This window comes from Paraburkholderia sp. BR10954, from assembly GCF_040965775.1.
GTDB lineage: Bacteria > Pseudomonadota > Gammaproteobacteria > Burkholderiales > Burkholderiaceae > Paraburkholderia > Paraburkholderia youngii.
In genome coordinates, this window is sequence record NZ_JBFRCK010000022.1 from 1 (window position 1) to 21,350 (window position 21,350).

The following is a 21,350-nucleotide window of genomic DNA, read 5'->3' on the forward strand; positions in this document are numbered from 1 at the left end:
CGGGCTCGAAACGCCGAGCTCGGGCAGCATCCATTTCGCCGGCCGCGACATCACGTGGCTGCCGGCCAACCGGCGCGACTTCGGCATGGTGTTCCAGTCGCTCGCGCTGTTTCCGCACATGACGGTCGCGCAGAACGTCGCGTATCCGCTGAAGCTGCGCAAGGTCGCAAGAGAGAAGCAAACGCGCCGTGTCGCCGAACTGCTCGACCTGATCCAACTGCCGCACATGGCGAACCGGCCGGTCACGCAGTTGTCGGGCGGACAGCGTCAGCGCGTCGCGATCGCGCGCGCGATCGCTTCGGAGCCTCAACTGCTGCTGCTCGACGAACCGCTGTCCGCGCTCGACGCCAAGCTGCGCGAAGCGATGCAGGTCGAAATCCGCTTGCTGCAGCAACGCCTCGGCATCACGACGATCATGGTCACGCACGACCAGCGCGAAGCGATGACGATGGCCGACGAGATCGTCGTGATGGAGAAAGGCCGCATCGCGCAGGTCGGCAAGCCGCTCGACATCTACCGCGATCCCGTCAGCGAGTTCGTCGCCGACTTCATCGGGCTCGGCAATATCCTGCCGGTGCGGTACGACGGCGCGGGCGTCGTGAGCCTGCCGGGCGGACGGCGCATCGCGGTGACGCCGAACCCGGGCGCGCCGCTCGCCGATGCGCGGCAGCCGGTTGCGAGCGGCGACGCGATCCGCCTGTTGATCCGCCCCGAGGACATCTGCGTGAAGGCGGCCACGGAGACACCGGACGCGAACCGGCTGCCCGGCACCGTCACATTCATTCGCGACGTCGGCGCCTCGCTCGAAGCGACGATCGATTGCGCGGGCTTCACGCTGACCGCCGCGACCACGCCGCGCGAAACGCCCGGGCTCGCGCTCGGCATGCCGGTGCTCGCCGAGCTGCCGCCGCACGCCTGTAAGCTGATCGCAGCGCGCACCGCCTGATTCCCGAACCCATCCCACACGCTTCGCTTTGATAAAACCGCATGACGACAGAGGACCAGATGATGAACCAGCGCCCCGCTCTCCAATCGACCCGCCGCGTGTTCGCGACCCTCGCCGCGACGCTCGCAATCACCGCGCTCGGCGCGCTGCCATCGGCCGCGCATGCCGACGCGCTCGACGACATCGCGAAGTCCGGCACCGTGCGCATCGGCGTGTTCGAGGACTATCCGCCGTTCGGCTCGATCGGTGCGGACATGAAGCCGGTCGGCTACGACATCGACGTCGCCAATCTGATCGGCAAGGCGCTCAACGCGAAGGTCGAACTGGTACCGGTGACCGGCGACAACCGCATGGCCTTCCTCGCCGATCGCAAGGCCGACATGCTGCTGTCGGTCGGCCAGACGCCGGAGCGCGAAAAGGTGATCGATTTCTCGCAACCGTACGCGCCGTACTACCTCGCGGTGTTCGGCCCGAAGTCGCTGCCGGTGAAGAACGCCGCCGATCTCGGCGGCAAGTCGATCTCGGTCGCGCGCGGCACGCTCGAAGACCTGAGCGTCACGAAGATCGCGCCGCCGTCGGCGAACATCAAACGTTTCGACGATCCGAACGGCGCAATTTCGGCGTTTCTTTCTGGTCAGGTACAGTTGATGGTGGTCGGCAACGACGTCGGCGCGACGATTCTCGCGCGGCATCCGGCAAACGATCCGGAGCAGAAGTTCGCGCTGTTCAGCTCGCCCGATCACGTCGGTCTGAACAAGAACGAGCCGCGCCTGAAGGCGAAGGTCGACGAAACGATTGCCAAGGCCCGCAAGGACGGCACGATGAACGCGATCTCGCAGAAGTGGCTGCGCGCGCCGCTGCCAGCCGATCTCTGAACCCGTGGCGCGGTGCTGTGAAGTCCGCGCCGCAAACTGATCCTACGATGGGCACGAGGCCATGACTTACGCATTCGATTTCAGCGGCTTCGGCCTCTATGCGGGGATGCTCGCGCGCGGCGCCGCCGTGACGCTCGGTCTCACGGCCGTGTCGACCCTGGCGGGCGGGCTCGTCGGGATTGCCGGCGCGAGCATCGCGGCGGCCGGGCCGAAGTGGGCGCGCTGGCTGGTCGCGAGCTACGTCGAACTGATCCGCAACACGCCGTTTCTCGTGCAGTTGTTCTTCGTGTTCTTCGGCCTGCCGAGCCTTGGCATTCATATCGACGAGATCCAGGCCGCGATTCTGGCGATGAGCGTCAATCTCGGCGCGTACGCAACCGAGATCGTGCGCGCCGGCATCGATTCGATTTCGCGCGGCCAGGTGCAGGCCGCCGAGGCGCTCGGCCTGCATGGACGCCAGGTGTTTCGTTACGTCGTGCTGCCGCAGGCGCTCGCCAACGTGTTTCCCGCGCTGCTCGGCCAGGTGCTGATCGTGATGCTCGGCTCGGCCGTCGTGTCGCAGATCTCGGTGCCCGACCTGACCTATGCGGCGAACTTCATCCAGTCGCGCAACTTCCGTTCGTTCGAGAGCTACGTGATCATCACGGCGACCTATCTGCTGATGTCGATCGTGTTGCGGCAGTTGTTGAACCGCTTCGGCCGCGGGCTGTTCGCGGGCCGCGCCGCGCGTGGCGCCAACAGCAGCAGCAGCGGCAACGACGGCTCGCCGCGCAACTGGCGCGGCCGCCTGATGTGGCGCGGCGCGCGTACCCTGCCGACGGAGCGCTGATCATGGTCGAATTCACGCTGTGGGATATCGCCCGCAATCTGCTGCTCGCCGCGCGCTGGACGGTGCTGCTGTCGCTGATCGCGTTCGTCGGCGGCGGGGTCGTCGGGCTCGTGCTGCTCGCGATGCGCGTGTCACCGATCGCATGGCTGCGCCGCAGCGTCGTGCTGTACGTCGAGGTGTTTCAAGGCACGCCGCTCTTGATGCAGCTCTTTCTCGCGTTCTTCGGCTTGCCGCTCATCGGCATCGACGTGTCGCCGTGGGCCGCCGCGGCCGTCACGTTGACGCTCTATACGAGCGCTTATCTGGTCGACATCTGGCGCGGATGCGTCGAAGCGGTGCCGCGCGGTCAGTGGGCGGCGGGCGCGAGCCTCGGCATGACGTTCGGCCAGCAGTTGCGCTATATCGTGTGGCCGCAGGCACTGAAGATCGCGGTCGCGCCGACCGTCGGTTTTCTCGTGCAGGTGGTGAAGAGCACCGCGCTTGCGTCGATCATCGGCTTCATCGAACTGACGAAGACCGGCACGATGATCACGAATGCCGCGTTCCGGCCGTTTCCGATTTACGGCATGGTCGCGATGATTTACTTCGCGATGTGTTTTCCGCTGACCTGGTATGCGCGCGTGCTGGAGAAGCGGCAGAAGGTCGGGCAGCATCGGTGAGGTGAACGACTAGCCGCCGAAGGCCAAGGGTTGCCGCCACGCTCGTTACGCTGAATTCGCTGCTCGTGTGAGTTCAAAGCGAATCCTGTGGTTGGTGCGTTCCACGGTCAATTCGCGGTGCGCTCGGAGCGGCCCGTCAAACGCCTCGAACAGATTGTTGCCGCAGACGTCCTCAAGGTACGGCGCGACGCGAATGGCTGGCCGCGTCGCCGTCCAGGGCGAATCCGGCGTAAAGGTCCAGCGTCTTTCGCCCTTTTCGATCGCCACGCGCCCTGCTACCGGAAGTCCGTCGTCGCCCACGACCATAATCGCGCGCCGCAGCAACGCCCAATCCAGCGGCCTGGGAAACACCATCTCCAGAGGTTGATAACTCTGCGCCGCAGGAGGTAGAAGCGTCCAATCCGCGAGCGCAACGGGCTCCCGGACCGCCTGAGCGACAACGAAATGCTTGTAGAAATTCTGCCGAAGCGGACGACCGGATGAGTCGACCATTGCCGAGCCGATGGCCAACGCGTAGCGTTGCCCCAACCTCAGCGGCGGACCCAGTTCCCGATTGGGACCTACCCAGCGTTTCAGCCTGCCCGGATCCAGCAGAACCGTCAGGCATCGCATGCTCCTGTCCCAGAGCTCCACCGCAGGCCGATAGAGCACGTCGCGCGCAGGCCGTCCATCGGGGCCGATGAGACTGATCTGCGCCTCGGCACCGCCACGCCGCATCGGGCTGGAAAAGCAAACGTAGAAGCGAAGCAGGTTTTCCGGCAGCACATCGGCGGATGGAAAGACACCCGTCACCGAAGCCGGGTCGACCCCCAATGGGTTCGGTAGCGAGAATTCGAGTGTCAGCACGTCCGCATACCCGACCCGGCCGAGCGGCCGCGGATCGAAGCTTGCCCGATAGCGAACGCCCGGTTCGAACGGAAATCGCGGAACGAATCGCACCCCGGCCTCCAGAAGCTGATAGCGGCCGGCCACATCGGGAAGTTCGTCGCCGCCGCGCATGGCAGCATCGATGACGTTCACACGCAGCACGGATTGCAGCTGGCGGGCCGTTCCCTGGCGTTCGACGAGAAACTCAATGAGATCCGCATCGAGGTTGTACACGCCGACGCAAGCCGCCCCGCTCCGCTGTGTCTCGTGGTCGACCCGCAGTGTTGGCTGAAGTGTCATTGGCATCCTTACCCAGTCTCGTTGCGTGATCTGCCCACCGCTACGCGTGGTCGATCTCGTTGCGATGTTCGCGGTAGTGGAACGGATCGGGGCCATTCGGCCAGTTCATTTCCGCCATTCCCAATCTGCGGTCGAAGAAGTACGGAACCATCAGCGTGCCGATGTCCAGTCGCCAGGACGTCTTCGGATGCCGCCAGATGACGACTGCCCACCGTGGATCGAGAATCGCGATATGTTCCGCCCGGATTGGCAGATCGCGCTGCGTGCGCCCGAGGCCGCCCGGCCCAAAGTCGATGGGACCACCGGTCGGCCCGGGTTTCGCGGTCGTCAACTCCGCAGCCTCGATACGCGACGCGCTGCGTACATCGATGGTGACCAGCAAGTAATCCTTATGGTCTGTCGGATCCGTATAAGTCAGCATATCCAGCGGATTCGACCCATAGCCCAGCTCGCCGATCGTGTCCCCCCGCACATGGGCGCCATCCTTCAACTCTTCCAGTTGGAAGCGAACGAGCGGCGTGCAACCATACACGGCAAACAGGTATGGTTTTCCATCCATCTCCCGGATCAGTTGCCGCACGATCGGGGCGCGCGTTTCGAACTCCCCGTGCGTCGGGTGCCAGATTTCTACGGTGCTCGTCGACAGGCGGGAACTGAACGGGTACGGGATGCGATAGAGCGTCGATGCAAAGCGCTGATTCGAGATCCCTGTGACGAAAACCTCGCCGTTGTAGTACTTGACGTCCGTGATCGCATAGACCTGCTGGGGCTCGAACTCCAGCATCGCCCTCTGGTCCGGCTCGTTTGGAATTGCCATTTTCGAGTGCGCAATACCGTCCAGTTCGAGCAACTCGAGCTTGCCGTGATTGACCTTCACAATCGCAGCCATGGCACCTGGTCCGCTGCCGCGCTCGACCGACATGAAGATCTGTCGCGACGGCTGATGGATCGCCATATCGTTGATGACAATATTTCCGACCGTCGTGCCGAAGAGCGCAGCGAGCTTCTGATCTACGCCCAAAACCAGATCGCGGCCTTCGAAGTTGTGAAAATTTCCCATCTCCACGTCGAGCTGTGAGGTCACGTCCGAATCCTTCAGTGCGAACGCATGGACGGCCGCACCCGTGATATCGCCGACGAAGAGGACATTGTCGGGCCCGAACTCGAGGGCTCCCGCAGACCGAAGCGGTCCGCCCGGCCGCGGCAAGCCGCCCCTCTCCACGTCGGCCCTGGCCTTTTCGCCCCCGGCCAGCGCCGGGCGGGACAAGGCAAGCATGAGTGCCGAGGTCGAGCCCGCACGCAGAAATTCGCGCCGCGCACGAGCCTCTTCCGCCATACCGGATTTTGTCGTGTGGTCCATTGCGTTCCCTGGTTGTCGTTCGATGCTAGATGGTGGCGAATCCGCCACCGGCAGCCGTCAATCCACCGCTGACCTCAAGCGCATCGATCGCGCCATGCAGTTCCAGCGGATTGACGCCTTCGCCATGCGTGATCAGGCCGCCGGCGATTGCGATCTTGCGCGCCGATCCTCCGGGCTTGATGCTGAGCGCCGTCGCTGCAAGCCGGACAACGACGCCTTTGACCAGTGAGTCGCCCGTACCCCCCCACGTCTCGATGCCCCGGCGGACGGTGATTTCGCCGACAGGCTGGCTGATCTGAATGCCCACTGCGCCATCAGCATGCGTGACGACGCGCTCGAATTGCGCCGACCGCACGGTGCCCGTGTAGACATTGAAGCCGCGCGATCCCTGCCCGAACGTCTCGATCAACGCGTTGACTTCGAGCCGCTCGAGGGAGCCGAAATTGACGAAGCCGATGCCGCTCGGCCCGTGGGACGTGACCTTCCCGTCGACGATCCAGCGATCGACGGTTCCCCAGTTGTCGAGCACCATGTCATTCGAACCGTAGGTCGTCACCGGGCCGTGATTGTGCACACTGGCAACGAATGCGCCCGACACGACGAACACGCCGCCGGTGATGCGATCCGGCGTCCCGGGCGCGATGCCGCCATCGCTGTGGACGGCGCCTGTCTCCAGGCGATTCGCCACGACACGCCCGCCCGTCTCTCCGGCGCCACCAACGAAGATGCCGCTGCCGCGGACCGGCGCACCGGCACGGCCCGCCGAAAGCCCGGTGAGGTCCGCCGTGATGACCACGCCGCGGTCTTCGCTCTGATTCCAGAGCGTGAAGACGCCAGGAACGACTTCGACGCCGTATCCCTTCGGGCGCTCTTCATAGCCACGGGCGTCCGCGGCCCAAATGTCGATATCGTGTGCTTCGACATGGCCGCCAGCCACGCTGTCGCGGGCCAGCAGTTGCACGACGCCCGCAACACTCAAATGGCGCAGCACGAGCCGACCGAATCCGTCGACACGCGTGTCGTTGAAAATGGCGCGCCGATCGGGGTCCGTGGCAACCCGCAAGCCTTCGACCCGATTGTCGGCCGAAAGCTGGAGCCCGTCGCTGCCGGGCGCGAAGCGCAGGGCGGCATGTGCGTCGATGCCGGTCAGAGCCAGACCGGGCCGCAGGCGAAGGGCTGCGACCCCATCGATCTGCGCTGAAACGACGATATACAGAACCTGGTCGTCGTCGACTGCCGTCTGCAATTCGGCGAGCGTGGAGACGGTGCGCGTTTCGGTGTTCATGGTGAGTCGTTCCTCCATGATCTGATGCACGGTGCGCAGGCCGCTTAGACGAGCGCTACGGCCTCTTTGGCGCTGACCAGCTTGCCAAGCTTTCCATACTCGTGCAGATCGCCGCCAACCTCGATCCGGATCGACTGGTCGATGTCGCCCACGCGCACGGGTGAAAAACCGCTGACCGTAATGAGTCTTGCCACGACGTCGCCGGCTTGCGCATCGTCCGCGGCATAGAACAGCACGGCACGCTCCGGCGACCGATTTGCGCCGGCTTCCAGCGATTCGGCGCCCAGCGTGCCGAACGCCTTGACGAGACGCGCCCGATCCGGGAGCAGCCCGGAAATCAACACGCCAGAAGATTGCTCGTCAGGAATGATCTTCCTGTATCCGCCCTTACCGTCCGGGGCGATCGGGTTTGACGGGTCCACGATGATCTTCCCCGCCAGCGCCTCACGATGGGTGACGAGAAATTGCCTGATTGCGTCGAACTGGATCGCCAGCACAATGACGTCCGCCTTGGCAATTGCATCCTCGACTCTCGACGCTTCGGCATGGCGGCCGAGGTCCCGGGCCACCTCCTCTGCCTTATCCGGCGTCCTTGCCGCGACGATGATCGTCTCGCCGCCAGTTACCAGATTCTTCGCCAGCCGGGAACCTATGTTTCCAAGGCCGATAATTGCCGTGCTCATGACAGTTGCGCTCCTTTCTGTTTCCCGCCTGCGTAACCGCAACGGTGCATCGCGGCGGATGATGTAGTCAGTGACGCTTTGCATTCGTCTTCGCTGTCGAAAGCCTGTACGACGAGGACCGACCCGAACACTTCCGTCTGTGCGATCGACAGGGAATGGTCGTTGATCTCCAGAAGTGCCGAACGATAGAAGGCGCCCCGCGCGAGCGGCCCATCGTTGACGACGCCCGCAGGCAGACTAGCGACTTCGCAGAACACCTCGCACATTCGCGTGTTCGTCTGCGCGGTGAAGCCAGGCCGACCTCGCAAATTGAAAGCCATATCACACTCCCGTCCGGTTTCCCGTTTCGTTAAGAGCTACTGCTCAAACACTCGTGACACGCAATGTGTTCTGGATGGTAGCCAACCGTTCGGCTGACCGCTAACGGACATCGCGGAAATCGGATTTCCATTTCTGGAAAGCTCACGCGAGAGGCCGCGTGTGTATGCTCGAACTTGTGCCCCTGATGGGGACGAAGAAGCCCATGCTCGCGCCAACCGAAGTGCTGTCCTCGATACTCGAGAAGCCAACCGATATCGAGCGCGTCCGTGCGCTCGTCACACCTGACGTGACCTATGTTTCGCTCAACTACGAGAATCCCGTTCTGAAACGGATCATGCCGTGGACCGGTACGTATCGCGGTCCCGAGAGCATCGTGAAGACCTTTGTGGATGTCGGCCGTTACTGGGAGATTCAATCTTTCGAGCCGGAGGCGCTGTTCGGCACCGACGAATACGCCGCCATGTTCGGCCGTTTCACGTACCGATCGAGGGTATTCTCAAAGATCGTGACAACGCCGTTCGCAGTATTCGCCAAGGTCGAACATGGCCGCTGCACGTATCTCCAGTTCATGGAGGACACGTTCGCGACAGGCGGGTCGTTCCATAGCGGAGGAAGCTGGAGTTTTCAAGGCGATCCGAACGGCGAGCGAGTCGTGCTGCAGTCGCCACGGGCGGACGGCTGCCTTGCTGCCGCCCGGTTGCGGCGGTAATCTGCGTCAGACGATTGAGGCCGCAGATCGTCAGCAAGGTGCGGGGCGGACGGAGCGTAACGGTAATGAAAGATCTGAATACGCTGCTGATTTTTGCGAAGGTTGTCGAGGCGAGCAGTTTCTCGGAGGGCGCGAGGCGGCTGAAGATGCCCATTTCCTCAGTGAGCCGCCGTATTGCCGAACTCGAAAATCAGCTGGGTGTTCGTTTGCTCGATCGATCCACGCATCACCTGAGGCTCACAGACTTCGGCACCGAAGTATTCGAGCTCGCGAGACAGGCCACCGAGGTCAGCGAAGCCGTCGACAATGTCATTTCGAACCGCCTGCCCGAGGTGTCCGGCGCCGTACGGCTCTGTGCGCCGCCAAACCTCTCCGATTCGCTGATCGTACCTGTCGTCGGAGCCTTTCATCAGTCTTACCCGAACGTGGAGGTCAAGGCATTCATTACCGAACGCATCGTCGACCAGATAGCCGAGGACGTCGATATCGCGTTCAAGGTCGGAACCTGCACCGACGCGACGCTCGCAGCGCGCACGCTTCTGACCTACCGGCATCAGCTCGTTGCAAGTCCAAAGTACCTCGCCAGATGCCCGCCTCCGGAATCGCCGCTGGACCTTCCCGCGCACAGGCTTTTCGCGTTCTCTTTCTGGAAGCCGGACTATTGCTGGAGCTTCGTTCATGTCAACGGCCGGGATACCGAAACGGTTTCCTTCCAGCCGACAATTGCCATGAACGATTACTCCGGGCTCATTGTGGCGCTGCTCGAGGGCTGCGGCATTGGGGAACTGCCGCCCATCGTCCAGCCAGACCTCGTGCGCAGCGGGCAGCTCGTCGAGGTCTTGCCGGACTGGCATCTGCCGGTGTTCGATCTGACCATCGCCAACCTGCGCGACCGCTATCTGCCCCGGCAGGTCCGCATCTTCAGGGACTTTGCGTCGAAGATGGTGCCTGGGCTCTTTGGCACCTTACCGTCCTGAAAAGGCGAAAACAGGCGATACCACCGAACCCCGTTTCAACCATTCGAAGTCCGTCCGTCAGGAGCTCGAATGTTCCGCGCTTTACTCCGGAAAATCCGGAAACAACAGGGGTGCCATTTCAATCGCGAATTCCTTGAAGAGCCTGCACGGTTTCGAAATGTGCCGGTTGCCCAAGTACACGAGTGAGAGGTCGTATGTCGGGAGTCGCCACTGCGGCATCACCTCCACCAGCTTGCCCTCGCGGACAAGATCGGGCCGGACTACAGGGGGCAGTTCACCGATGCCGGCACCCGCCAGCAACATGGAAGCGAGGCCGGCAAAATCGTTCATCGCGAATAACGGCTGGAACGTGAGCGTCTGCTTTTCCCTTCCATTCTCGTGCACGAAGCACCAGCTGCAATCCGCCTTCCAGTGCGAAAACGCAAGGAGGCGATGCTCAAGCAGATCCTGCGGCTTTCGGATCGCCCCGCAGCGCTTAAGGCAGGCGGGCGTTGCCACGATGCGATGCCGATAGGCCAGAAGGCGCCGCGCGACCAGCGACGAATCGCGCAATGCACCAACCCGGAACACAAGGTCGACGCCGTCCGCGATATGTTCGACATAGCGCTCGGTAACGAGAATCTGAAAACGCACGTTCGGATAGCGCTTCTGGAATTCCAAGACGAGCGGCGTCAGCAAGGTGTCCGAAACGCTCGGCGGCGCCGAAAGGCGCAAGAGCCCTGACACGTCCGAGAGATGGCTGGAAGCGACTCTGTCGATGGCCTCACCCAGCTCGGCGCCTCGCACGGCTTGCTCATACACCTCCTTGCCGAGGTCGGTGAGGAAGAGATTACGCGTGGAGCGCTCCAGGAGCCGAACGCCCAGTGCCTTCTCGAACTCTGCGATGTGCCGGCTGACCGTAGAGACCGGCATGCCAAGCCGGCGTGCCGCCCCGGAAAAGCTGCCCGATTCGACCACCTTTGCGAATATCACCAGCGAGCTGAGGTTCGCCATCGCTTTTCCATCATTGGAAAACCATTGTGCGCCAATCGTCAGCGGCGTCGCAAGAACGGGCGCCAACCCAGAGTACGAGCGCGCACGTGACATGTCATGGCACGACGACCTTCCCGGAGCTGGAAAACAATTTTCTGCTTTTCCGTCTACCGGAAAATCGCGGCTCGTCTATGGTTTCGAATAGACACTCGCGAGCCGCAAAGGAGGCGTCGATGACGACCATGAAAGCAGCAGTGATCCACGAGCCGGGTGGTCCTGAGGTGCTCAGACTCGAACAACGTCCCATACCGACGCCGCAGCGCGGCGAGGTGCTGATCCGCGTGAAGGCGTTCGGACTCAACCGGTCCGAAATGTTTACGCGCCAGGGATTTTCCCAGAGCGTGAAGTTTCCGCGCGTGCTGGGAATCGAGGCGGTCGGCATCGTGGAAGACGCACCGGGAATGGAGTTCGCCAAGGGCGATACGGTTGCCACCGCGATGGGAGGCTTGGGGCGTGAGTTCGACGGCAGCTATGCGGAGTACACCTGCGTACCTGCCCGGCAGGTGCAAAAACTGGTCACTGGCTTGGCCTAGGAAACGCTCGGCGCAATGCCGGAAATGCTTCAGACCGCGTGGGGCTCGCTGTTCAAGGCCCTCGCGCTGCAAGAGCGGGACCGGCTGCTGATTCGGGGCGGAACGACATCGGTTGGACTTGCCGCCGCGGCAATTGCCAAAGCGCACGGTGCGTTTGTGATTTCGACGACCCGCAATCCGCAGAAAGGTGACGCGCTGCGTGCGAACGGCGCCGACCGTGTCGTAATAGACTCGGGCGCAATCGCGCAGGAGATCGGCGAAGTGTCGCCCGGCGGCGTGGATAAAGTGCTGGAACTCATCGGAACCACGACGCTGAAGGACTCGTTGCGCTGTGCAAAACAAGGCGGCGTGGTGTGCATGACTGGCATTGTTGGCAACCAGTGGTCGTTCGATACCTTCAGTCCGATGGAAGTGATACCGAGCACGGTGAGACTCACCATTTACGACGGCGGAGTCAATGAATTCATGGCGACGCCGTATGACGAATTATTGGCGCAGGTGAAGGCCGGAACACTTCGCGTCCCCGTTGGGAAGGTTTTCCGGCTCGACGAAATCGTGGAAGCACACCGGTGCATGGAAGAGAACAAGGCTGGAGGGAAGATCGTCGTGCTGCCATGAAGGCGGCCTCCAGGCGATTGCACCGACCGATGGAAGCCCCCATCTCACGTTTCGCGATGCACACCGACAATAGCTGGCCAGAAGGAAACCGCGCCCGCGGTGGCCTCCGAAGCACCTTCACTAATGGCCACGCGGCCGACCTGGCCCAGAGTGCAACGCGCCGCACAATTCCCTAATTTCCTTGTGCGGTGTGTCGACATGAAACGCCGCTATTTTTTGGCGGCTAGATGAACGTCGAGCTGGCCGCAACCCGGCTAGCCGGAGTCGTCACGGCGACCGCAAAGCGGAATTTCCGAAATGAACCCGAAGGGCCGTTGCACCCGGAAGCTGCCGTTGATTTTGTGCATGCTTGAAGGGCAGTTCCGGGTCGTCCTGAGCCACATATACATGCCCTCGCCCACTGCTTTCCGACGCCCTGCCGTCTCCCCTGCGCAACGAAACTCATCCGGCATCGGCAACCCACTGCCACGCCGATGATCTCCATTGGAAGTTTCGAGGTCAACTGACAGCCGTTTCGCTTTGTCTTGATAGAGTTACGCCTTCTAAAAGAACGACGGAGCAGTGTGTGAGCGTCGATGAATATTACAGACGGCTGAACCTGCCGTGCAATGCGTCACCGTCAGACATCAAGCGCGCATACCGGCGGCTAAGAGCTCAGTACCATCCGGACCGCAACAAGGGGCGCGAATCGATGGTCGAGCCGGTGTTCAAGCGCATTCAGGAAGCATTTGAAATCCTGACCGGTGAGCGCAGCTCGCCCGTGCGAAGCTCGATGGGGACGTCGGCTCAGGATCACGACAAGGAAGCTCGCTCTCGCGCGCGCCATAAGGCGCCGCCGATGCGTGGCGCGAACTGCCTGATCGAACTCTTCGTGCCGCTCGAAGCCGCTATCTATGGCGGCGAGATCGAAGCGAGCTACCCTGTGAAGGGTCCGTGTCAGCAATGTCAGGAAAGGGGCTCTCCGTGCATGAGCTGCCACGGCAGCGGCCTGTCGGCCGCCAGCTCGCGCTGCCCCGACTGCGACGGCACCGGGCGCCCGCCAAGCAGTGAGACGTGCCCGACATGTCTCGGCATGGGTAGCAGGACCTACCGGAAATCCGAGGTGGTGAAGGTTCCGCAGGGCGCCTGGGATGGCCAGCGTCTTGTCGTTGAAGGCAGTGGCCATCCCGGGACGAATGGTGGTCCGCCGGGCGACGCCATCTTCTCGGTCGTGATCGTGTGCGATACGGCCTTCCGTCGCAACGGGCTGAATCTCGCGTGCGATATCCATGTTGATTTCGTGACGGCCACGCTCGGCGGCAACTTCGCCGCACAGATCCTCGGCCACACCCTCCAGCTGGAGATTCCACCGAATGCGAACGCGGGCACCAAGATCCGCTTGCCTGGGCATGGACTCACGAACCATAGCGGCTCGCGCGGGGACTTGACGTTACATCTGGTTCTCGCGATGCCGTCCGCTGCGTCACATCTGAGCGACAACGAGCGACAAACGCTACGTGAGATGTTTGAGGATGCGGAGCGTCGAGCAATGCATGCAGTTCCAGCACTCTCGCAACACAAATCATAAAGCCGTGCTCTCGAGCAAACTGGCAACCCTGCGCTGCATGGGTTGCCACTTTTGCGCTCCGTTCCGCCGCACTCACCTCTCGATCACCGTCCCGCCTGAGTCGACTGCCGCAACTTCGCCACCTCCGCCGCCCCAACCGCCGGCGCGCCGTTGTTCCAGCCCGCGCGCACGAAGCTCAGCACGTCGGCGATCTGCTTATCGTCGAGCACCGCAGCGAAGCCGGGCATCGGGAACGGCGACGGCACGCCGTTGATCACGAGGTCGCCGGTGCCGTTCAGCGTCACGTTGATCAGCGACGATGCGTCCTTCGCAAGCACGTTCGGATTGCCGGCGAGCGGCGCGAGCATCGGCGCGAAGCCGCGTCCGTCGACACCGTGGCAATGCATGCAAAACGCGGTATAGACGCGCGCGCCGGCATCGTTCGCGGGGCGATCGAGCGACACCTTCGTCGCCTGCGGATCGTACGTATAGGCCGGCGCGCCGTTGCCGCCGACCGGCGGCAGCGACTTCAGATACGCCGACATCGCCGCGATGTCCTGGTCGCTCAGCGCTTGCGTGCTGTTGTTGATCACGCTCGTCATCGCGCCGAACGCCGACGCATGGCGATTCGCGCCGGTCTTCAGGAATGTGCGCAGATCCTCGTCGCTCCAGCGGCCGAGCCCGCTGTTGTGCTCGCCGGTCAGGTTCGACGCGAACCAGCCGTCGAGCAGCGCGCCGCTCACGAACGCGCTGCCGCTTTCGTCGAGCGCGCTTTCCTGGAACGCAACGCCGCGCGGCGTGTGACACGACCCGCAATGTCCGAGCCCTTGCACCAGATACGCGCCCCGATTCCACGCGACGTCCTTGCCCGGCTTGTCGCGATACGCGCCCTTCTGCAGAAACGCCATGTTCCAGAACATCAGCGGCCAGCGCATGTTCAGCGGCCACTTGATGTCGGACTCCCGATTCGCCTGCTGCACCGGTGCGACGCCGTGCATGAAGAACGCGTACAGCGCCTTCACGTCGTCGTCGTTGACCTTCGCGTAGGACGGGTACGGCATCGCCGGATACAGGTTGTGCCCGTCTTTCGCGACACCCTCGCGCAGCGCTCGCGCGAAGTCCGCTTCCGTGTAGCCGCCGATGCCGGTCTGCGCATCGGGCGTGATGTTGGTCACGTAGATGCGGCCCATCGGCGTGTTCATCGGCAGACCGCCGGCAAACGGCTTGCCTTTCGGCGCGGTGTGGCAAGCCGCGCAGTCGCCGAGTTGAGCGAGATAGGCGCCGCGTTGCACGAGCGCTTGATCGGCTGCGCCGGCACCCGCCGGAGTCGCGGCATCAGCAGGCGCTTGCGCGAGAATCGGCAAGGCGACGCACAGCGCCGCGCCAAGACCCTTCAGCATGTTTTTCATGTCGGGCTCCTTGCGCGTTACGCGCTGTGCAGTTGACGGCCAACCGGCAATTGCCGCAGCCGCGTGCCGGTCGCCGCATAGATCGCATTGGTCAGCGCGGGGGCGAGCGCCGCGGTGCCGGGTTCGCCGATGCCGCCGGGCGCCTCGCCGCTCTTCACGAGATGCACGTCGATCGGCGGTGTCTCGTTGATGCGCAAAATCCGGTAGTCGGTGAAGTTGTTCTGCTCGACGCGGCCGTCCTTGATCGTGATCTCGCTGTACAGCGCCGCCGTGATGCCGAAGATGATGCCGCCCTGCACCTGCGCCTCGATCGTGTTCGGATTCACGTACATCCCGCAATCGACCGCGCAGTTTACGCGCTTGACCGTCACCTCGCCCTGCTCGACCGCGACCTCGACGACGATCGCGAAGAAGCTGCCGAACGCGTGCATCACCGAGACGCCGCGCCCTTGCCCCTTCGGCAGCGCGCTGCCCCAGTTGCCGGCCTGCGCGGCCACGTTCAGCACGTTCAGCGCGCGCGGCGATTTGCCGAGCAGATTGCGCCGGTACTGCACCGGATCGATCTTCGCGTGCGCGGCGAGCTCGTCGATGAAGCTCTCGACGACGAACGTGCCGCGCGTCGGCCCGACGCCGCGCCAGAACGCGGTGGGCACCGCGTGCGGTTCCACGCGCACGTAATCGACCAGCTGGTTCGGCAGGTCGTAGGGCAGATCGGCGGCGACTTCCACCGCGTCGGGATCGAGCCCGTTCTTGAACGCGGGTGGCGCAAAGCGCGCCATGATCGACGAACCGGCAATGCGATGCTGCCACGCGATCGGTTTGCCATTCGCGTCGAGCCCGGCCGAGATCGTGTCGTAGTAGTACGGCCGGTACATGTCGTGCTGGATGTCTTCCTCGCGCGTCCACAGCACCTTGACCGGCGCCGACACCTGCTTGCCGACCTTCACGGCCTGCGTGACCATGTCGGTTTCGAGCCGCCGCCCGAAGCCGCCGCCGAGCAGATGGTTGTGCACGATGATCTTGTCGGCAGGCAAGCCCGTGACCGCGGCCGCCGCATCGACGACGCGCGTCGGCACCTGCGAGCCGAGCCAGATTTCGCACGCGTCGCCGCGCACGTGGACCGTGGCGTTGACCGGCTCCATCGTCGCGTGCGCGAGGAACGGCTGCTGGTAGACCGCGTCGACGCGCGACTTCGCATCGCCGAACGCGCGGCCGACGTCGCCGTCCTTGCGCGCCACCGCGCCGCCGTGTTGCGAGGCCGCCGCGAGATCGTCGACGATGCGCTTCATCGATACCTGCGCGCCCGCGCCTTCGTTCCACTTGATATCGAGCGCCTGCAAACCGCGCTTCGCGGCCCAGGTATGGTCACCGATCACCGCGACCGCGTTGTCGAGCTTGATGACTTCGCGCACGCCGGGAATCTGCTTCGCATGCGCAGCGTCGACGCTCGCGAGCGTGCCGCCGAACACCGGGCAGTTCGCGATCGCCGCGTAGACCATGCCGGGCAAGCGCACGTCGAGGCCGAACTGCGCGGTGCCGTCGACTTTCTCCGGCGAATCGAGACGCTTCGCCGGCGTGCCGATCAGCTTGAAATCCTTCGGGTCTTTCAACGCCACGTTCTGCGGCGCGGGCAGCGCCGACGCCGCCTGCGCGAGCTGACCATAGCTCGCGCTGCGATTGCTGGCCGCGTGGACCACCTGCCCGCCTTGCGCATGGCAACTGGCCGGATCGACCTGCCACTGCTGCGCGGCCGCGTTGATCAGCATCACGCGCGCAGTCGCGCCGGCGCGGCGCATCGGCTCCCACGCGAAGCGGATCGACGTCGAGCCGCCGGTCAACTGCCCGCCGAGCAGCGGGTCCATGAAGAGCTTTTCGTTGGGCGGCGCGTGATCGAGGGTGACCGAGTCGAGTGGGACTTCGAGTTCTTCGGCGATCAGCATCGGAATCGACGTATAGACGCCCTGACCCATCTCGACCTTCGGTATCACGAGCGTGACCTTGCCGGCGGTGTCGATCTGGATGAACGCGTTCGGCGCGAACACGCCGCTTTGCGGCGCCTCGTTCGCATCGCCGCCGATCACGCTCTTGCCCGCCTTCTGATCCTGGCTCGCGGCCGGCATGCTGAAGCCGAGCAGCAGACCGCCGCCAGCCGCGGCGCCGACCGTCGCGCCGAATTTGAGGAACGTGCGCCGCGAGATGCCGTGCGTATGCCGCGTGTTGGTGTCGGTCGGCTGCGCGCCGTTCTGCGCATCGAGCAATCCCTGGGACATGTCAGGCCCCCTTCGCAGCTTGCTTGATCGCCGCGCGCACGCGGTGATAGGTGCCGCAGCGGCAGATGTTGCCCGCCATCGCGGCGTCGATGTCCGCGTCGCTCGGATTGGGATTGTGCGCCAGCAGCGACGCCGCCGACATCACCTGCCCGGACTGACAGTAGCCGCACTGCACGACGTCGAGTTCACGCCAGGCCTGCTGCACTTTCTGGCCCGTGGGGGTGGCGCCGACCGCTTCGATCGTGACGATCTTGCGGTCGCCGACCGCCGCCGCCGGGAACACGCACGAACGCACCGCGACGCCATCGAGATGCACGGTGCATGCGCCGCATTGCGCGATGCCGCAGCCGAACTTGGTGCCGGTCAGCCCGACGAGATCGCGCAGCACCCACAGCAGGGGCATGTCGGGCGGGGCATCGACGGTATGGGTTTCGCCGTTGATATTGAGCGTTGTCATGAGCGGCTCCGGTGGGGATGTTGTCGTGGTCACGCGGTTTAGATCGCGACACCGCACCAGAGCGCGAACATGCGCGGTTTTGTTCGGCATGTCGCGCTAATCCGCGATGAAAAGCGGCCTGTGATCGAGCGGGTGTCGACAGAAAACCGGCCGATTGTAGTCGTGTCGAAAGAAGTGCGCTTTGGCGGTGCCAGGCGGCACCTCGCATGCTATGCGGGGTGGATCGCATGTACCGACTGGGGCGATGCGTTACCATCGATGGATCGATCCGTCGCGCGACCCGCTGCATCGCACCGAGTGGTGTTGCGACGCGCGATTCCGTCGTGTCACCTCAGCCGCTGGAGCCGCCGATGAACGACCCGCAATGCATTCAATTCCTCACGGATGTTCGCCGACCATTGCTTGCGCTGCACAAGGCGATTCTCGATCACGAACGCGCCGTATACGAAAAGGAGTTCGGCCCGGTGACGCCGGCGGCATTCCTGCAGGTGCTGATCAACGGTTCGGGGTTTCGCTGGCTGACACCGCTTTCAACGGTGATCGCGAGCGTCGATGAGACTCTCGACGACGCGGAGGCCGAGGCTGGCGACCGTCTCGCGACGGCCGAGGCCGTGATCGGACTGTTCTCGCCCGAGCAACCGAACAACCACTTCCTGCCGCGTTATCTGCCCCTGTTGCAGGCCGATCCGGCGATCCTGCATTACCACGGCGAGGTATCGCGTTTGCTGCGCAGCGTGCAAACGACCTAACGGCGATTCGCGCGGAGCACGGCGGCGGCGCGTGCGCAGCTCGCCGGCTCCTGCATTTCCTCACCGTTGATAAGCGGCCGCACGTCGGTGCGGCATCGTCGATGGCCGGTACTTTTGCGTAAATTGAGCGAAATGCTCTGACGTGAAGGTACTTTGGCAACGATTTATCGACCGCCTGGAAGGCGCGGCCGAGCAGATTACCTGGGTTAGCTGAATAAATTCAAGGTGAGCTTTTGCGGGAACGCCGAAGCTCAACTGCGCCCCTGCGGCAGGTAACGCAGCGGATCGACCGGCTTGCCGTCGTGCCGCACTTCGAACCCGACCGACACACGCGAGTTGTTCTCGTCGCCCATCTCCGCGATCTGCTGCCCCTTGCGGACGATGTCGCCAATCTTCACCAGCAGCTTGCGGTTGTGCGAATACGCGGTCAGAAAATCCTTGTTGTGTTCGACGATGATCAGGCTGCCGTAGCTGTTCAGTCCGGTGCCCGCGTACATCACCTTGCCGTCGGCGGCGGCTCGCACCGGATCGCCCGCTTTACCGCCGATCTCGATGCCGCGTGTTTCGCCCGGCTGAAACGCTTCGACGACGCTGCCCGCGGCAGGCCATGCGAGCGTCACGCTGCTCGCATGCCGGCGGGTTTCCCGCGTGACCTGGCGGACTTCCGCGGCATCCGGAGCGGGTGCGGCGGACTGTGTCGAAGCCTGTGCCGACGTTGGCGCTGTCGCTTCTGAATACGTTGGCGCTGTCGCTTGTGAATCACTCGGCGCCGCGGATCGCGCCGCCGCCTTCGCGGCGGCCGCCGCATTGGCCGCCTTCACCGCGCGCACCGTCTCCGGCGACGCGACGTGCAGCACCTGCCCCGGCTTCAGCCGCGCCGACGCCTTCAGCCCGTTCCATGCCTGCAATTGCTTGACGCTGATGTGGTGACGCTGCGCGACCCGCGCGAGCGTGTCGCCGCGCCTGACCCGATACAAGAGCGGCGGCGACTTTTTCAGCGACGTGTTATCGCTGGCATCGATCGACAGCGGCGCGGCTGCCGCCGCATCGCCAGACGCGGCTCCCGTCGCATTCGCCGCCAGCACGCCGGACGCTGCGTTGGTGCTGTTTGCCACATCGTTCTGCGCGTTCGGCTGCCCGACGTTCGCGCAACCGCTGACAGCCAGCGCGACCCATGCGCCGGCGAGACCGGCCAAGATCGTTCTGTCGAAACGCTTTCTCATTCTGTCCGACTCCTGCTGTATAGATGCGCAAGCCGGATACGCCGATGCCGCTGACAAGGCGCGCGAGCTTCGGCCGCGCGGCCTTCCCGACGACACGGCGAAGCTGCCTCGAAGGGCGCTCACCCCGTGCCTGCTTGCCGATCAAATTTCTGGCGGAATTCTAAAGTGCCGTTTAATAAAAACGCGCCGCGCCACACACTCTGATACAGACGTTACGAGCCGTATTTCCGCGTTACGACGGCACGTATTTGGGCACATCAACGACGCACACATCGCCGCTTCGCCGCGGCGCGTTCAGACTCGTTGACCTTCGGCTTATCGGCAGATGAGGGGGAAACTTGAATAGTCATCGGTCGAGGCGGAGAGCACAAAAAGCCAGCCTTCGAAATTCGAAGGCTGGCCGATCCGCGTTCGACGAGCAGCGAACTAGAACTTATGCCGGATCGCCGCGCGCACGACGACCTGCTTCGACGTCGACGACGGCGACTGCGTGCCGGGGATGAATGCGAAGTCGAGGATCGACAGCGTGGAATCGCCGGCGACCTGTTGATAGGCGCCCTGCAGATAGAGGTCGGTGCGCTTGGACAGGTTGTAGTCGGCCATCAGCCCGAACGTGTGGATGCGCGGCTTCACGCCGCCGTTCGATGCGTCGTAGGTTTCCATCGTGTACACGTACTGCGCGCCGACGAACAGCACCGGCGAAATCTGGTACTTGCCGTTGATCTCGAAGTTCTGATACTTGAGCGAGTTCAGTAGCACGCCCGGCGGCGTGACGGGCACGAGCGGCACTAACGGCTCGATGCCGAGATAACCGTTTGCGGTCGGCTCCAGATAGTTCGAGTTGCTGTAGACGAAGCCCGCCGTCGCCGGTCCGAACGTATAGGTGATGCCGCCGCCGAACACGCGCATGCGCGTCGCGACGAAGCCGGCGTCGTTCGTGGCGACCGCGCCGTTCGCACTGCCGCCAGGATTGTTGGCCTGCAGATAGGCCGCCGCGACCAGCAGCCCGCCATATGTGTACTGGCCGCCGAAACTGTACGCGCGATTGTTGGCGAAGCTCGTGTCGTTGCTGAAGCTGTACGTGCCGCCGAACTGGAAGCCCGAGATCGACGGGCTCGTGTACTTGACGGTGTTGTTCAGGCGGAACGTGTTGTCGGTGTTGTCGTTGTCGTACGGATGCGAGAACAGCTGACCGCCCCAATTGCCGTTGGCCGTGGTCTGCGCCAGATAATCGACGACCGAATCGTATTGTCGGCCAAACGTTAGGGTGCCGTACGCCTGCGAGCTGAGTCCGACGAAAGCCTGGCGGCCGAACAGGCGGCCGCCCTGCCCGAGCCGCCCGGAATTCAGATCGAAACCATTCTCGAGCTGGAAGATCGCCTTCAGTCCGCCCCCCAGATCCTCGGCGCCCTTCAGGCCCCAGCGGCTCCCCTGTGCAAGGCCGCTGGCGAGTTCATAAACATGGCCGTGGCCGACATTGTTCGTGTAGTTGATGCCTTCGTCGATCACGCCATACAGCGTGACGCTAGTCTGCGCGACGGCAGGCACGGCAAGAACGGAAGACGCAGCAACGGAGACAGCCAGCGCGAACACTTGCTTGTTCATGATGATCTCCCTGCACCTCGAGTGATAGGACAACTCGATCCGGCCGCTTTGTTCTCTTTGCTTTTTATTCTCATCACTTTCCCAGCAGTTCTGAGGA

21 protein-coding genes are annotated in these 21,350 nt (G+C 63.6%); 10 read left to right on the forward strand and 11 right to left on the reverse strand.

Annotated features, from left to right (window positions below; translation table 11 throughout):
• From AB4Y34_RS26190 to AB4Y34_RS26205, 4 genes are all read left to right on the forward strand, one after another.
• Window positions 1-946, forward strand: a 946-nt coding sequence (locus tag AB4Y34_RS26190) for an ABC transporter ATP-binding protein (RefSeq protein ID WP_368717660.1), incomplete at its 5' end; no start/stop codon positions are given.
• Window positions 947-1,008: 62 nt separating this feature from the next.
• Window positions 1,009-1,821: a transporter substrate-binding domain-containing protein gene (locus tag AB4Y34_RS26195; RefSeq protein WP_176123209.1), complete on the forward strand. Its 813-nt coding sequence runs from the start codon at window positions 1,009-1,011 to the stop codon at window positions 1,819-1,821.
• A 61-nt stretch (window positions 1,822-1,882) separates the two neighbouring features.
• A complete protein-coding gene (locus AB4Y34_RS26200) occupies window positions 1,883-2,650 on the forward strand; it encodes an amino acid ABC transporter permease (protein ID WP_368717661.1) in 768 nt (255 codons plus the stop codon).
• A gap of 2 nt (window positions 2,651-2,652) precedes the next feature.
• Window positions 2,653-3,309, forward strand: coding sequence for an amino acid ABC transporter permease (locus AB4Y34_RS26205; RefSeq protein ID WP_176384570.1), 657 nt, complete (start codon window positions 2,653-2,655; stop codon window positions 3,307-3,309).
• A 45-nt stretch (window positions 3,310-3,354) separates the two neighbouring features.
• Here AB4Y34_RS26205 and AB4Y34_RS26210 read toward each other — a convergent pair whose 3' ends face one another.
• The 5 genes from AB4Y34_RS26210 to AB4Y34_RS26230 are packed head-to-tail and all read right to left on the reverse strand — an operon-like array spanning window position 3,355 to window position 8,070.
• Window positions 3,355-4,476 (reverse strand): hypothetical protein, encoded by a 1,122-nt coding sequence (locus AB4Y34_RS26210; protein ID WP_368717662.1) that lies wholly within the window; start codon window positions 4,474-4,476, stop codon window positions 3,355-3,357.
• Window positions 4,477-4,516: 40 nt separating this feature from the next.
• The gene (locus tag AB4Y34_RS26215) at window positions 4,517-5,836 is read right to left on the reverse strand and encodes a hypothetical protein (RefSeq protein WP_368717663.1); all 1,320 of its coding nucleotides are present in this window, start codon (window positions 5,834-5,836) and stop codon (window positions 4,517-4,519) included.
• A gap of 25 nt (window positions 5,837-5,861) precedes the next feature.
• Complete coding sequence (locus AB4Y34_RS26220) at window positions 5,862-7,121, reverse strand: hypothetical protein (protein ID WP_368717664.1); 1,260 nt, start codon at window positions 7,119-7,121, stop codon at window positions 5,862-5,864.
• A 44-nt stretch (window positions 7,122-7,165) separates the two neighbouring features.
• The gene (locus tag AB4Y34_RS26225) at window positions 7,166-7,804 is read right to left on the reverse strand and encodes an NADPH-dependent F420 reductase (RefSeq protein WP_368717665.1); all 639 of its coding nucleotides are present in this window, start codon (window positions 7,802-7,804) and stop codon (window positions 7,166-7,168) included.
• On the reverse strand, window positions 7,801-8,070 hold the full coding sequence (locus tag AB4Y34_RS26230; RefSeq protein ID WP_368717666.1) for an aldehyde dehydrogenase family protein: 270 nt from the start codon (window positions 8,068-8,070) through the stop codon (window positions 7,801-7,803). The genes AB4Y34_RS26225 and AB4Y34_RS26230 overlap by 4 nt, the downstream gene beginning before the upstream one ends.
• 257 nt (window positions 8,071-8,327) lie before the next feature.
• Here AB4Y34_RS26230 and AB4Y34_RS26235 point away from each other — a divergent pair, with 257 nt between their 5' ends.
• Complete coding sequence (locus AB4Y34_RS26235) at window positions 8,328-8,834, forward strand: nuclear transport factor 2 family protein (RefSeq protein WP_368717667.1); 507 nt, start codon at window positions 8,328-8,330, stop codon at window positions 8,832-8,834.
• A 65-nt stretch (window positions 8,835-8,899) separates the two neighbouring features.
• A complete protein-coding gene (locus AB4Y34_RS26240) occupies window positions 8,900-9,811 on the forward strand; it encodes a LysR family transcriptional regulator (RefSeq protein ID WP_368717668.1) in 912 nt (303 codons plus the stop codon).
• 81 nt (window positions 9,812-9,892) lie between these two features.
• Here the strand turns inward: AB4Y34_RS26240 and AB4Y34_RS26245 are convergent, their stop codons facing one another.
• A complete protein-coding gene (locus AB4Y34_RS26245; protein WP_368717669.1) occupies window positions 9,893-10,804 on the reverse strand; it encodes a LysR family transcriptional regulator in 912 nt (303 codons plus the stop codon).
• Between the two features lie 212 nt (window positions 10,805-11,016).
• Here AB4Y34_RS26245 and AB4Y34_RS26250 point away from each other — a divergent pair, with 212 nt between their 5' ends.
• The 3 genes from AB4Y34_RS26250 (at window position 11,017) to AB4Y34_RS26260 (ending at window position 13,561) form a co-directional block, all read left to right on the forward strand.
• Entirely contained in the window at window positions 11,017-11,376 is a 360-nt protein-coding gene (locus AB4Y34_RS26250; RefSeq protein ID WP_368717670.1) for an alcohol dehydrogenase catalytic domain-containing protein, read from the forward strand.
• A 15-nt stretch (window positions 11,377-11,391) separates the two neighbouring features.
• A complete protein-coding gene (locus tag AB4Y34_RS26255; protein ID WP_368717671.1) occupies window positions 11,392-11,994 on the forward strand; it encodes a zinc-binding dehydrogenase in 603 nt (200 codons plus the stop codon).
• Window positions 11,995-12,559: 565 nt separating this feature from the next.
• Window positions 12,560-13,561, forward strand: a complete 1,002-nt coding sequence (locus AB4Y34_RS26260; protein ID WP_368717672.1) for a DnaJ C-terminal domain-containing protein — start codon at window positions 12,560-12,562, stop codon at window positions 13,559-13,561.
• 83 nt (window positions 13,562-13,644) lie between these two features.
• Here the strand turns inward: AB4Y34_RS26260 and AB4Y34_RS26265 are convergent, their stop codons facing one another.
• The 3 genes from AB4Y34_RS26265 to AB4Y34_RS26275 are packed head-to-tail and all read right to left on the reverse strand — an operon-like array spanning window position 13,645 to window position 17,676.
• Window positions 13,645-14,949, reverse strand: coding sequence for a cytochrome c (locus AB4Y34_RS26265; protein ID WP_368717673.1), 1,305 nt, complete (start codon window positions 14,947-14,949; stop codon window positions 13,645-13,647).
• A 17-nt stretch (window positions 14,950-14,966) separates the two neighbouring features.
• Entirely contained in the window at window positions 14,967-17,219 is a 2,253-nt protein-coding gene (locus tag AB4Y34_RS26270) for a molybdopterin cofactor-binding domain-containing protein (protein WP_368717674.1), read from the reverse strand.
• 1 nt (window position 17,220) lies between these two features.
• Window positions 17,221-17,676, reverse strand: coding sequence for a (2Fe-2S)-binding protein (locus AB4Y34_RS26275; RefSeq protein WP_176384588.1), 456 nt, complete (start codon window positions 17,674-17,676; stop codon window positions 17,221-17,223).
• Between the two features lie 350 nt (window positions 17,677-18,026).
• Between AB4Y34_RS26275 and AB4Y34_RS26280 the strand changes: the two genes are divergently transcribed.
• Entirely contained in the window at window positions 18,027-18,425 is a 399-nt protein-coding gene (locus AB4Y34_RS26280; RefSeq protein WP_176384589.1) for a hypothetical protein, read from the forward strand.
• A 251-nt stretch (window positions 18,426-18,676) separates the two neighbouring features.
• On the opposite strand, the gene AB4Y34_RS26285 is transcribed toward AB4Y34_RS26280, so the two are convergent.
• Window positions 18,677-19,648, reverse strand: a complete 972-nt coding sequence (locus AB4Y34_RS26285) for a peptidoglycan DD-metalloendopeptidase family protein (RefSeq protein WP_368717675.1) — start codon at window positions 19,646-19,648, stop codon at window positions 18,677-18,679.
• A 426-nt stretch (window positions 19,649-20,074) separates the two neighbouring features.
• A complete protein-coding gene (locus tag AB4Y34_RS26290) occupies window positions 20,075-21,253 on the reverse strand; it encodes a porin (protein WP_176368831.1) in 1,179 nt (392 codons plus the stop codon).
• Window positions 21,254-21,350: the final 97 nt, after the last annotated feature.